Source organism: Ramlibacter sp. (genome assembly GCF_035554825.1).
In the GTDB taxonomy this organism is placed as follows: domain Bacteria; phylum Pseudomonadota; class Gammaproteobacteria; order Burkholderiales; family Burkholderiaceae_C; genus Ramlibacter.
Window position 1 is genome coordinate 42,651 of record NZ_DATMHS010000040.1, and the last position, 12,316, is coordinate 54,966.

Annotated in this window: 13 protein-coding genes; 8 read left to right on the forward strand and 5 right to left on the reverse strand. The window is 73.4% G+C overall.

From position 1 onward, the window contains the following. The first annotated feature begins 89 nt into the window (after window positions 1-89). From VNT59_RS03875 to VNT59_RS03885, 3 genes are read left to right on the forward strand one after another with little or no spacing between them, the layout of a single operon-like run. Window positions 90-461: an HPF/RaiA family ribosome-associated protein gene (locus tag VNT59_RS03875; RefSeq protein WP_325496803.1), complete on the forward strand. Its 372-nt coding sequence runs from the start codon at window positions 90-92 to the stop codon at window positions 459-461. Further along, window positions 458-922, forward strand: coding sequence for a CBS domain-containing protein (locus VNT59_RS03880; protein WP_325496805.1), 465 nt, complete (start codon window positions 458-460; stop codon window positions 920-922). Before VNT59_RS03875 ends, VNT59_RS03880 begins: the two co-directional genes overlap by 4 nt. Next, window positions 919-3,411, forward strand: a complete 2,493-nt coding sequence (locus tag VNT59_RS03885) for a Lon protease family protein (protein WP_325496807.1) — start codon at window positions 919-921, stop codon at window positions 3,409-3,411. Before VNT59_RS03880 ends, VNT59_RS03885 begins: the two co-directional genes overlap by 4 nt. Window positions 3,412-3,442: 31 nt before the next feature. Here the strand turns inward: VNT59_RS03885 and VNT59_RS03890 are convergent, their stop codons facing one another. Genes VNT59_RS03890 through VNT59_RS03900 form a run of 3 tightly spaced genes read right to left on the reverse strand, consistent with a single transcriptional unit; the run spans window position 3,443 to window position 5,823 of the window. Further along, complete coding sequence (locus VNT59_RS03890; protein ID WP_325496809.1) at window positions 3,443-4,873, reverse strand: RtcB family protein; 1,431 nt, start codon at window positions 4,871-4,873, stop codon at window positions 3,443-3,445. A 1-nt stretch (window position 4,874) separates the two neighbouring features. Next, the gene (locus VNT59_RS03895) at window positions 4,875-5,312 is read right to left on the reverse strand and encodes an archease (RefSeq protein WP_325496811.1); all 438 of its coding nucleotides are present in this window, start codon (window positions 5,310-5,312) and stop codon (window positions 4,875-4,877) included. Window positions 5,313-5,316: 4 nt separating this feature from the next. Next, window positions 5,317-5,823, reverse strand: a complete 507-nt coding sequence (locus tag VNT59_RS03900; RefSeq protein WP_325496813.1) for a CBS domain-containing protein — start codon at window positions 5,821-5,823, stop codon at window positions 5,317-5,319. A gap of 284 nt (window positions 5,824-6,107) precedes the next feature. On the opposite strand from VNT59_RS03900, the gene VNT59_RS03905 reads away from it, so the two are divergent. Further along, entirely contained in the window at window positions 6,108-6,761 is a 654-nt protein-coding gene (locus tag VNT59_RS03905) for a BON domain-containing protein (protein WP_325496815.1), read from the forward strand. Between the two features lie 37 nt (window positions 6,762-6,798). Here the strand turns inward: VNT59_RS03905 and VNT59_RS03910 are convergent, their stop codons facing one another. Beyond that, on the reverse strand, window positions 6,799-7,239 hold the full coding sequence (locus VNT59_RS03910; RefSeq protein WP_325496817.1) for a host attachment protein: 441 nt from the start codon (window positions 7,237-7,239) through the stop codon (window positions 6,799-6,801). A 220-nt stretch (window positions 7,240-7,459) separates the two neighbouring features. Here VNT59_RS03910 and VNT59_RS03915 point away from each other — a divergent pair, with 220 nt between their 5' ends. Genes VNT59_RS03915 through VNT59_RS03925 form a run of 3 tightly spaced genes read left to right on the forward strand, consistent with a single transcriptional unit; the run spans window position 7,460 to window position 10,547 of the window. Beyond that, a complete protein-coding gene (locus VNT59_RS03915; protein WP_325496819.1) occupies window positions 7,460-8,116 on the forward strand; it encodes a BON domain-containing protein in 657 nt (218 codons plus the stop codon). Next, window positions 8,113-9,645 carry a thymidine phosphorylase family protein gene (locus VNT59_RS03920; RefSeq protein ID WP_325496821.1) on the forward strand — a complete coding sequence of 511 codons (1,533 nt, stop codon included), beginning with the start codon at window positions 8,113-8,115 and terminating at the stop codon, window positions 9,643-9,645. The genes VNT59_RS03915 and VNT59_RS03920 overlap by 4 nt, the downstream gene beginning before the upstream one ends. Then, window positions 9,642-10,547 (forward strand): ribose-phosphate pyrophosphokinase, encoded by a 906-nt coding sequence (locus VNT59_RS03925; RefSeq protein ID WP_325496823.1) that lies wholly within the window; start codon window positions 9,642-9,644, stop codon window positions 10,545-10,547. Before VNT59_RS03920 ends, VNT59_RS03925 begins: the two co-directional genes overlap by 4 nt. 11 nt (window positions 10,548-10,558) lie before the next feature. Here VNT59_RS03925 and ald read toward each other — a convergent pair whose 3' ends face one another. Then, window positions 10,559-11,674 carry an alanine dehydrogenase gene (ald, locus tag VNT59_RS03930; protein WP_325496825.1) on the reverse strand — a complete coding sequence of 372 codons (1,116 nt, stop codon included), beginning with the start codon at window positions 11,672-11,674 and terminating at the stop codon, window positions 10,559-10,561. Between the two features lie 109 nt (window positions 11,675-11,783). On the opposite strand from ald, the gene VNT59_RS03935 reads away from it, so the two are divergent. After that, on the forward strand, window positions 11,784-12,314 hold the full coding sequence (locus tag VNT59_RS03935) for a hypothetical protein (RefSeq protein WP_325496827.1): 531 nt from the start codon (window positions 11,784-11,786) through the stop codon (window positions 12,312-12,314). Window positions 12,315-12,316: the final 2 nt, after the last annotated feature.

A 12,316-nucleotide genomic window follows, 5' to 3' on the forward strand; every position in this document is an offset into this window, starting at 1 on the left:
CTCCTTTGCGCTACCTCAATTTGGCCGCCACGACCGTGTGCCATTGTTGATGCGAGGCGGCGCTGCTGCCGCCGCCAGGGGGAACGGCGATGAAACAGGCACCGGACATCCGGTTCATCGGCATGGAGCCATCCGACGCGCTGGCGTCGACGGTGCGCGAGAAGACGGCCAAGCTCGAGCTGTTCTGCCCGCAGATCATGGCCTGCCGCGTCACCATCGAACAGCCGCACCGGCATCGCAACCAGGGCCGCGCGTTCACCGTGCGGCTGGACCTCACGCTGCCCGGCCGCGAACTGGCGGTCTCCCGCGTCGAACAGGAGGACGTCTACGTGGCGCTGCGGGACGCCTTCGACCACATGAAGCGGCAGTTGGAGGCCGCGCTGGACCGGATGCAGGCGTTCACCGGCGGCCCGGTCAGCGCCGCCGGGGAAGGCCCGGCCGAACCGGAGCGCGCGCCGTGAACGAAAAGCTCAGCGCCGGCGACATCTGCAGCCGCACCGTCGCCATCGGCTATCCGAGCATGGCGCTCAACGAGGCGGCCCGCCTGATGCGGGCCCGGCACGTGGGCTGCCTGGTGGTGGTCGAGGAGGCCGCGCCCGGCGAGACGCTGGTGGTGGGCATCCTCACCGACCGCGACATCGCGATGTCGGTGGTGGCGGCCGACCGCGATCCGCACGGGCTGCGCGTCGGCGACGTGATGACCAGGGACGTGGTGACGGCGCGCGAGCAGGACTCGCTGCTCGACCTGCTGGCCTGCATGCGCCGCCGCAAGGTGCGGCGCATCCCGGTCGTGGGCGCGCGCGACGTGCTGGTGGGCGTGGTCGCGCTCGACGACGTGCTCGCCGTCATGGCCCGGCAGATGCAGGCCGTCGCCGGCGCCGTGACGGCGGCGACCAGTCACGACCGGACCGCCCTGTCGTGAAGGCCGGCGCCGCGCCGCTGCTGGCAGGCCCCGCGGCGGGCCAGCCGCATGGCCTGCCGGCCAGCCAGCTGTGCACCGCATGCGACGCCGGCCAGTTCGGCTTCGAGACCACCGAGTCCCTGCCGGAGCCGGACGCCCCCTTCGGCCAGCGGCGCGCCGTCGATGCAGTCTCGGTCGCGCTCGACATCGCCGGCCCCGGCTACAACCTGTTCGTGCTGGGCCGGCCCGGCAGCGGCCGCCATGAAGTGGTGCGCGGCCTGGTCCGGGCCCACGCCCAGCGCCGGCCGGCGCCGGTGGACTGGTGCTACATCTACAACTTCGGCGATCCCACCAAGCCGCGGGCGCTGAACCTGCCGGCCGGCGAAGGCACGCGGCTGCACACCCAGATGCAGCGCTTCGCCCAGGAGGTCGGCAAGGCGATCGAAGTCGCCTTCGACAGCCAGGAATACCGCTCGCGGATCGAGGCGATCGAGAAGGACTACAAGCAGCGCGAGACCGATGCGCTGCAGGCGCTGGTGCACGACGCCGCGGCGCTGGGGGTGGCAGTGCTGCGCACGCCGCAGGGCTTCGCCTTCGCCCCGACCAAGGACGGCGAGCCCATGACCGAGGAGCAGATCGAGGCGCTGTCGGACGAGGAGCGCCAGCGCATCTCGCAGGCGGTGGAGCGGATGCGCACGCCGCTGCTCGACCTCATGCACCAGTTGCCGCGCCTGCGCCGCGAGATGCAGACGCGCATCCGCGAGGCCAGCCGCGACACCATGGGCTACGCCGCGGGCCACCTGATCGAGGAGCTGAAGGAGCAGTTCAGCGCCCATCCGACGGTGCTGGCGTTCCTCGACGAGGTCCACAAGGACATCCTGGAAGCCGGCGAGCAGTTGCGCGAGCAGCACAGCGAGGACGAGGAAACGAGCGGCCTGACCGGCAGCCTGGCGCTGATCCGCTACCAGGTGAACCTCTTCGTCGCGCACCAGCCGGGCGACCACGCGCCGGTGCTCTCCTGCGACAACCCGACCTATCCCAACCTGGTCGGCCGGGTCGACCACCTGCCCCACATGGGCACGCTGCTGACCAACTTCACGCTGATCAAGCCGGGCAGCCTGCAGCGCGCCAACGGCGGCTACCTGCTGCTCGACACGCTCGACGTGCTGACGCAGCCGTACGCCTGGGACGGCCTCAAGCGCGCGCTGCGCACCCGGCAGGCCGTGATCGAGTCGCTGCCGCAGGTGCTGGGGCTGGCCAGTTCCGTGGCGCTCGAGCCGGAGCCGATCCCGCTGGCGCTGAAGATCGTGCTGTTCGGTGAACGCCGCCACTACTACCTGCTGCAGGCGCTCGATCCCGACTTCGACGACCTGTTCAAGGTTGCCGCCGACTTCGAGGACGAGGTTCCGCGCGATGCGCCGCAGACCGCGGCCTATGCCAGGCTGCTGGCGTCGATGGCCCGCGCGGCCGGCCTGCGGCCGCTGGACCGCGGCGCCGTGGCGCGCCTGGTGGAACAGGCGGCGCGGCTGGCCGAAGACGCCGGCAAGCTCTCGACCTCGACCCGCGGCCTCGACGAGCTGCTGCACGAGGCCGACCTGATGGCCGCGCGCGCCAGCCGCGCCGTCGTCAGCCGCGACGACGTGATCCAGGCCCTGGCGGCGCGCATCCGGCGCGCCGACCGGCTGCGCGACACGCTGCACGAGGCGGTGCTCGCCGACACCCTGGTGATCGCCACCGGCGGCGCGCAACTGGGCCAGGTGAACGGCCTGGCCGTCCACGAGCTGGGCGGGTTCCGCTTCGGCCATCCGGTGCGCATCACGGCCACCGCCCGCGTGGGCGACGGCGACCTGGTGGACATCGAGCGCGAGTCGGCGCTGGGCCAGCCGATCCACTCCAAGGGCGTGCTGATCCTGGCCGCCTTCCTGCGCTCGCGCTACGCCGGGGAAGTGCCGTTCTCGCTGTCCGCCAGCCTGGTGTTCGAGCAGTCGTACGGGCCGGTGGAGGGCGACAGCGCGTCGCTGGCGGAACTGTGCGCCCTGCTGTCGGTGCTGGCCGGGCTGCCGGTGCGCCAGTCGCTGGCCGTGACCGGCTCGGTCGACCAGGCCGGCGCCGTGCAGGCGATCGGCGGCGTCAACGAGAAGATCGAGGGCTTCTTCGACGTGTGCCGCGGGCGCGGCCTCACCGGCGAGCAGGGGGTGCTGATCCCGCACGCCAACATCCGCCACCTCATGCTGCGCGAGGACGTGGTCGACGCGGCCAGCCGCGGGCTCTTTCACGTGCACGCCGTCGGCCATGTCGACGAGGCGATCGAACTGCTCACGGGCCGTGCCGCGGGCGAGCGCGACAGCACCGGCCGGGTGCCGGCCGGCAGCGTCACCCAGCTCGTGACGGCGCGGCTGGCGCAGCTCTCGCTGGACCGGCAGGCCTATGCGACCGGCCAGCCGCGGCGGCTCTCCGCGCGCTGGCGCAAGCCGGTGCCGGGCGGCCGGCGCAGCAGCGATCCGCGCTGAAGCCGGGCGCTGGGCGCCCGGCACGGCGTGCCTACCCCTTGATGCACACCAGCGGTCGCAGCCGCGCCACCTTGCGCGCGAGGCCGGCTGCATCGGCGGCATCGACCACGGCCGCGACGTCCTTGTAGGCGCCCGGGGCCTCCTCGGCGATGCCGCGCGACGACGGGCTGCGCACCAGGATGCCCTCGGCGGCGAGCTCGTCGACCACCTGGCGGCCGCGCCAGCGGCGCAGCGCCTGGTGCCGGCTCATGGCCCGGCCGGCGCCATGGCACGCCGACGCGAACGCCAGCGTCGCCGACTGCGCGGTACCCGCCAGCACGTAGGAGCCGGTGCCCATGGAGCCGCCGATCAGCACCGGCTGCCCGGCCAGGCTGAACGCCTCGGGCAGCTCCGGATGGCCGGGGCCCCAGGCCCGGGTCGCCCCCTTGCGATGCACGTACAGCTCGCGCCGCTCGCCGCCGACGCGGTGCTGCTCGAGCTTGCAGGTGTTGTGCGACACGTCGTACAGCAGCGGCATGCGCACCCCGGGAAAGATGGCCGCGAACACCTCGCGCACCAGATGGGTGAGGATCTGCCGGTTGGCCAGGGCGCAGTTGATCGCGGCGCGCATCGCGCCGAGATAGCGCTGTCCCAGCGCCGAGTCCAGCGGCGCGCAGGCCAGTTCGCGGTCGGGCAGCACGATGCCGAAACCGGCCGCCGCCTCCGCCATCAGCCGCAGGTAGTCGGTGCCGATCTGGTGGCCCAGCCCGCGCGAGCCGCAATGGATCATCACCACGATGTCGCCGGTGTGGAGACCGAACGCATCGGCGGCGGCCGGCGCGAAGATCTCCGCCACCTCCTGCACCTCGAGGTAGTGGTTGCCGCTGCCCAGCGTCCCCATCTCGTCGCGCTGGCGGCGCTTGGCCAGCTCCGGGACGTCGGCCGGGTGGGCGCCGGCCATCCGCCCGCCCTCTTCGGTGCGGGCCAGGTCTTCCTCGCTGCCCCAGCCGTTCGCCACCGCCCAGCGGGCGCCGCCGGCGAGCATCTGGTCCATCCGGTCGGCGTCGAGGCGGATGGCGCCGGTGCTGCCGACGCCCGCGGGGATGCCGCTGAACAGCGCCTTGGCCAGTCGCTGCTGCTGGGCGCGCACGTCGGCCCGCGCCAGCCCGGTGTGCAGGCAGCGCACGCCGCACGACACGTCGAAGCCCACGCCGCCGGCCGAAATCACACCGCCCTCGTGCGCGTCGAAGGCGGCGACGCCGCCGATCGGGAAGCCGTAGCCCCAGTGCGCGTCCGGCATCGCATACGAGGCGCCGACGATGCCCGGCAGGCAGGCCACGTTCACCGCCTGTTCGCGCACTTTCTCGTCCATCTCGCGCAGCAGCGCCTCGCTGGCGTAGATCACTACCGGCACGCGCATCGGCCCGGACGCCGGCAGTTCCCACTGGCAGGGGCCGCGCTGGACGAACGATGAAGGATGCATCTCACACGTCCACGACGGTCTGCGCGAGCCAGCCGCCATCCGCCGTCCGCGCCACCCGCAGCGCCGTGTACGTCGCGCCCTTCACTTCGACCGCCGGCCGGTGGCGCTCGACGGACACGCGCTCGCCGGCGGCGCGGCCGGCCAGCCGATGGTCGCTCAAGCGCACCTCAAAACTGGAAAACAGCATGTGGCGCACGGCCATCTCCGCGATCAGGGCGTTCAGCCAGGCCGCGAACAGCAGTTCGTGGTCCCCGGCCTCGCAGGCAATGGCGACGCTTTCCTCGGCGGCGACGCACGCCGGATCGGTCACCACCGCCGTCAGGGCGAGCGCCGCCTGCTCGAAGGCGGCGGCCTCGGTCGGCCCGCAGCCGCGCACGCCGATGTCGGCGCCGTGGTCGAAGTGCTCCCAGCGCGGCGCGGCGGCGCCGATCGCGCCCATGGCATCAGTGCATGCCGAGCATGCCCAGCGGCAGGAACACGGCGTCGTCGTCGGGCGGCGTGGCCGACGGCCGCTCCGCGGTCTCGCGCTCCATGCCGCTGCGCAGGGCGCGCGCCAGGCCGGCGACTTCCGCCGCCAGCGCCTGCACCAGATCGTCGGCCGAGAGAAAGCCGATCACGCGACCGTCATCGCCGGTGACCAGCAGCCGCCGTACGCCCGCCTGCTCCATGGCGGCCACTGCCTCGCGCAGGCTGCCGTCGCCGGGCACCGACACCGGCGCGCGCCGCACCAGCTGGCCGATGCGGATGCTGCCGGCGTCGAGGTCGCGCGCCAGCACCTCGATCGCCAGGTCGCGGTCGGTGACCACGCCGGCCACCCGCGACGGGGCCGTGGCATCGGTGACGACGAGCGCGCCGACATGGCGTTCGCGCATGGCGCCGGCCGCGTCGCGCAGCGACGCATCGGCCTCGATGGTGACGACGTCGCGCTGGCAGAAACTGGCGATGTTCACGGCTGGCTCCTGGAGACGGCCCGACCGGGGCTGGCCACCGCGGGCCGGGCCGCCCCGCCGTGCCATTGGCGAATCTAGGGCGCGCGGGCGTCGCCACCATGATGCAGGTCAAGCCGCGGCATTGCCCACGGGCCGTCGCACCGCTGCCTTGCCGAGCAGCTGGGCTGGACAGGCGCGGACCGCGCGGCGCGGAGTTTGCGTCACGTCATGGCGTCGGCACCGGCGCCCACTAGATTCAGCAGCGCACTGGCCGTGGGTGCCAGTCAACGCGAAGGGAGCGCCCCATGAAGACCGACCAGCAACTGAAACAGGACGTGTTGTCCGAACTCGCCTGGGATCCGGCGGTGGAGCCCGCCGCGCTCGACGTGACGGTGCAGGAAGGCATGGTGACCCTCACCGGCCAGCTCCCCAGCTACGCGCAGAAGCACCTGGTCGAAAAAGCCGTGCGCCGCGTCGCCGGGGTGCGCGGCGTCGCCCTCGATCTCGACGTGGTCGTGCCGGCCCAGCAGCGCCGGCCGGACTCCGACATCGCCAAGGCCGCGCTCGCGGCGCTGCGCTGGCATGCGTGGGTGCCGCACGAGCGGCTCCAGGTGCAGGTGGAGGACGGCTGGGTCACGCTCACCGGCGACGTCGACTGGCACTACCAGCTGACCAGCGCCGAGCAGTGCATCCGCCACCTCGTCGGCGTGCGCGGGCTCACCAACCGGGTGGCGGTGAAGCCGCGCGTGACGGAGCAGGACGTGTCCTCGGAGATCGTCGGCGCGCTGTTGCGGCACGCCAGGCGCGAGGCGAGCCGGATCGAGGTCGAGGTGCAAGGCGGGGTGGTGACCCTGCAAGGCGCGGTCGACTCGCTGCGCGAACACGACGCCGCGCTGGCCGCGGCCGCCGCGACGCGCGGCGTCTCGCGCGTGGTCGACCACCTGTCTGTCGCCGGTTAGGCCCGGCGCGGCGGTCGCCGCGCCGGCACCGCGGATGTCAGGGCGCCATCTCCTGCGCCAGCCGGTGGCCGAGCTCGGCCTTCCCCACCATGGTCAGGTCCAGATCGTGGGTGTCGCCCAGCAGGCGGCTGGTGGCCGCGCCCAGCTCCGCCTTCAGCTCGCCCAGGAACGGACTCGACGCGAACAGCTCGATCCGGCGGTAGTTGCCGAGCTGCGCCTGCTGCTCGAGGAAGGCCGCCAGCTCGCGCGCGAAGCGCTGGTGCTCCTTCTGCTTGGCGTCGGTGCGCGGCTGGTAGGCGGCGGAGCCGGCGCCGCTGCTCACGGCCTCGTAGCCGGCGCGGTCGTCGGCGAGATCGCCGATCTTGCTGCGGCCCTGCGGATGCTCGAAGCTGTGCAGCTCCTTGACGCGCTCATTGGTGTCCTGCTGCAACAGGCGGGCCCTGGTGGCGTTGGCGATGAGGATCCAGTCGGGTTTCATGGCTCCCTCGAGAGAAAGTGGCGCGCCGCGACGCGGTTGCGCCGGGCTGCCTTGAATCTAGGCCGCGGCCCCGGGGGCGCCGTGACCCAGATCAAGGACGGGGGCACGCGTCCGCGCGGCCGGCGGGTTGCGAATTGTCAAGGCTTTCCGAAGCCCGCCGCCTAGATTGAGCAATGTCGGCGCGCAGCGCCGGTACCGCCCTGTCGACAAGGAGCCCCAGATGAAAACGGATGCGCAACTGAAGGCCGACCTGATGGCCGAACTGGCCTGGGACCCGGCGATCAACGCGGGCGCGATCGGCATCGCCGTCGACAACGGCGTGGTCACGCTGACGGGCCACCTCGACACCTTCGCGCAGAAGCATGCCGTGGAACGGGCGGTGCGCCGCGTCTCCGGCGTGCGCGGGCTGGCGATCGAGCTGGACGTGAAGCTGGCGCCGGAACACCGGCGCAGCGACTCGGACATCGCGCAGGCCGCCATCGCGGCGCTGCGCTGGAACTCGCTGGTGCCCGACGACAAGGTGCAGGTGCAGGTGGAAGACGGCTGGGTCACCCTCACCGGCGAAGTCGACTGGCCCTACCAGTTCAGCAGCGCCGAGCAGTGCATTCGCCCGCTGACCGGCGTGCGCGGCGTGACCAACCTGGTGAGCATCAAGCCCCGCGTGCGCGGCAACGACATCGCCCGCCAGATCACGGACGCGCTCACCCGCCATGCCGAGCGCGAGGCCCGCCACATCGACGTCGCCGTCGAGGAGGGGACGGTGACGCTGAGCGGACGGGTGGACTCGCTGGCCGAGCACGACGCGGCGGTGGGCGCGGCATTCGGCACGCGCGGCGTCACCAGCGTCATCGACAAGCTCGAGGTCGGCCTCGAGTGAAGGCGGCGCCGGCCCCGATCGCCATCGGGCCCAGCCGGATCCGCCTGCGGCGGCTGGGCATAGACACCTACCAGGAGCCGGTGCTGTACATGCACCGCGACTGCCACGTCTGCCGCTCCGAAGGCTTCGAGGCGCAGTCGCGCATCGAGGTCGCCCTGCGCGAGCGCACCATCGTCGCCACGCTCAACGTGGTGACCGGCGAGTTCCTGTCGCCCGACGAGGCGGCGCTGTCCGAGGCGGCCTGGCGCCTGCTGCAGGCCGCCGAAGGCGACGTCGCGACCATGCGACACCCGCCGCCGCTGGAATCGCTGGGCCACGTGCGCGCCAAGGTCTACGGCCGCCACCTGACGCCCGGCGCCTTCGGCGCGATCATCGCGGACGTGGCGGCCGGCCGCTACTCGGACCTGCAGCTGGCCGCCTTCGTCACCGCCTGCGCCGGCGAGGGGCTGGACCTGGACGAAACGGCCTCGCTGACCCGCGCCATGGTGGACGTCGGCGAGCGCATGAGCTGGGGCCCGGGCCTGGTGCTGGACAAGCATTCCGTGGGCGGCCTGCCGGGCAACCGCACCACGATGCTGATCGTGCCGATCGTCGCCGCCTGCGGGCTGCGCATGCCCAAGACCTCGTCGCGCGCCATCACCTCGCCGGCGGGCACCGCCGACACCATGGAGACGCTGGCGCCGGTGGCGCTGGACGTGCCGCAGATCAAGCGCGTGGTCGAGCGCACCGGCGGCTGCATCGTCTGGGGCGGCGCGGTGCGCCTGAGCCCGGCCGACGACATCCTGATCCGCGTGGAGCGGCCGCTCGACCTCGACAGCCAGGGCCAGCTGGTGGCTTCGGTGCTCTCGAAGAAGGCGGCCGCCGGCGCGACCCACGTGGTGATCGACATGCCGGTCGGCCCCACGGCCAAGGTGCGCAGCGCCCGCGACGCGCAGCGGCTGGGCCAGCAGTTGGAACAGGTGGGCGCCGCCCTCGGGCTGCAGGTGCGCGTGATCCACACCGACGGGCTGGCGCCGGTGGGGCGCGGCATCGGTCCGGCGCTGGAAGCGCGCGACGTGCTGGCGGTGCTGCAGCGGCAGCCGGACGCGCCTGGGGACCTCGCCGTGCGCGCGGCTGGCCTGGCCGGCCAACTGCTGGAAGTGGGCGGCGCCGCCGCTGCCGGCCAGGGCGCGGAACTGGCGCTGGCGGTGCTGCGCGACGGCCGCGCCTGGCGCAAGTTCCGCGAGATCTGCGCGGCCCAGGGCGGGATGCGCGAGCCGCCGGTGGCGGCGCACCGCCACCAGATCGCCGCGCAGCGCAGCGGCTGCGTGGTGGCGGTCGACAACCGGCGGCTGGCCCGCATCGCCAAGCTGGCCGGCGCACCGCAGACGCCCAGCGCGGGCATCGACCTGCATGTGCGCACCGGCCAGTTCGTCGAGCGCGGCGAGCCGCTGTTCACGCTGCACGCCGATTCGCCGGGCGAACTGGCGTATGCCGTCGAATACGCCCGCACGCAGCCCGACACGGTCCATGTGACCGAGGACGCATGAGCACGCCCGGCCTGCTGATCGTGGCCCTTCCGGACGGCGGGCGGCTGCCGGGCCTGCTCGCCGCCGACCTCGGCTGCGAGCGCAGCGAACTCGCGCTGCACCGCTTCCCCGACGGCGAGAGCCTGGTGCGGTTCGACCTCCCGCTGCAGGGACGCTGCGTCGTGCTCGCCGGCAGCCTCGACCATCCCGACACCAAGGCCCTGCCGCTGCTGTTCGCCGCCGACGCCGCGCGCGAGCTCGGCGCCGCTCGGGTGGGGCTGGTGGCGCCCTACCTCGGCTACATGCGCCAGGACGCGCGCTTCCGCCCCGGCGAAGCGGTGACCTCGCGCAGCTTCGCGCGCCTGCTGTCCTCGTCGCTGGACTTCCTGGTCACGGTCGACCCGCACCTGCACCGCTGGCGCAGCCTCTCGGACATCTATTCGATCCGCACCAGCGTCGTGGCGGCAGCGCCGCTGATCGCCCGGTGGCTGCGGCGCCACGTGCCCGAGCCGGTGCTGGTCGGCCCCGATGCCGAGAGCGAGCAATGGGTCGCCTCGGTGGCCCGGCTGGCCGGCGCGCCGTGGGCCGTGATGGCCAAGGCGCGGCGCGGCGACCATGACGTGAGCGTGGCGCTGCGCGGCGGCGGCCAGTGGACCGGCCGCATCCCGGTGCTGCTGGACGACATCGCCTCGACCGGCGAAACGCTGGCGGCCGCGGCGCGGGTGCTGGAGCGGATGGGGTTGCCACGGCCGGTGTGCGTGGTGGTCCACGCGCTGCTGACGCCGCAAGGCCAGGCGAAACTGCTGGACGCCGGCGTCGCGCGCATGGTCAGCTGCGACACCATCGCGCATCCCACCAACGCGATCGAAGTGGCGCCGCTGCTGGCGCAGGCCGTGCGCGACGTCACGGCGGCGACCGGCTGAACCGCCGGGCGTCAGGCGAGGAAGTCCGCCGGATCGCGCCACTCGTAGCCCAGCGCGGCCGCCACCGCGGCGTGGGTGACGGCGCCGCGGCACACGTTCAGGCCCGCCCGCAGGTGCGGATCGCCGGCCAGCGCGCGCTGCCAGCCCTGGTCGGCGAGCGCCAGCACGAAAGGCAGCGTCGCGTTGTTCAGCGCATGGGCCGAGGTGCGCGCCACCGCGCCGGGCATGTTGGCGACGCAGTAATGAATGATCCCGTCGACCACGAACGTGGGCTGCGCGTGCGTCGTCGGACGCGAGGTCTCGAAGCAGCCGCCCTGGTCGATCGCCACGTCGACCAGCACCGCGCCGCGCTTCATCTTCGCCAGCATGGCGCGGGTCACCAGCTTGGGCGCCGCCGCGCCCGGCACCAGCACGGCGCCGATCACGAGCTCGGCCTCGGCCAGCGCCGCCTCGATCCCGTGCACGGTCGAGAAGCGCGTCTCGACGCGGTTGCCGAACACCAGGTCCAGCTCACGCAGGCGCTGCACGTTGCGGTCGATCACCGTCACGCGGGCACCGGCCCCCACCGCCATCTGCAGGGCGTTGCTGCCGACCACGCCGGCGCCGATGACGACGACGTGGGCCGGCGGCACGCCCGGCACCCCGGCCAGCAGCACGCCCATGCCGCCGGCGGGCAGTTCCAGGTGCGCCGCCCCGGCCTGCACGGCCAGCCGCCCCGCCACTTCGCTCATGGGCGCCAGCAGCGGCAGCCCGCCGCCGGGCGCCGTGACGGTCTCGTAGGCGATGCAGACGGCGCGCGACCGAACCAGATCGGCGGCCTGCTGCGGATCGGGCGCGAGGTGCAGGTAGGTGAAAAGCACCTGGCCCTCGCGCAGCAGCGCCCGCTCGGCGGCCTGCGGTTCCTTCACCTTCACGATCAGGTCGGCCCGCTCCCAGACCTCGCGCGCCGTGGCGGCCACGCGCGCGCCCGCCGCCGCGTATTGGCCGTCGCCCAGCCCGATCGCCTGGCCGAGCCCGGCTTCCACCAGCACCGAATGGCCGCGCGCCGTGAGCTCGCGCACGCTGGCGGGCGTCAGCCCGGTGCGGTATTCGTGGTTCTTGATCTCCTTGGGGACACCGACGAGCATGGCCTTTCCTTCCAGGGGGCGCGGCCCTCGGCCGCCCGCTGTCGATTCTGCATCGGCGGGTGGGCGCCGACCTTGCAGCCGGTCAACGGATGCCACAATCGCGCACGCCATGAAAGCCACGTCCGCCCGCCGCCAGCTGATCGTCGCCATCCTGCTGGCGCTCGCCGTCGTCGGGGCCGCGATGCGCCAGCTCGCGCCCGATCCCTCGCTGGCCCGCGACGTGGGCACGCTGCTGCTGGTGCTGTGGCTGCCGGTGATCGGCAACCTGATCGCCTTCGTCGCCGCGCGGCTGCCGCGGCGGGCCGCCGGCGGCGGCTTCGCGCCGGCGGCGCCGTTCACCCCGCAGCTGCTGGTGGAACTCACCGCCCTGGCGGGCGCCACCGGCCCGGCGGCGGACGAGGTGCGCTGCACGCTGGTGGTCGGCAACGAGGGATTCACGGCGCGGCTGGCGATGCCGCTGGCGCAGTGGCTCGCGGCGCACCAGCCGCAGCGAGTCGAGGTCGAACTGCTGCGGCCGGAAGTGGCGCTGCCCAGGCTGGTGCCCGACGCCGGCTTCACGCTGCTGGCCGGCCACACGCCGGTCGGTGCCGGCCGGGTGCTGGCGGTGCGGCCGCCGGGCGCCGAAGGAAGCGCCAAGTGAAT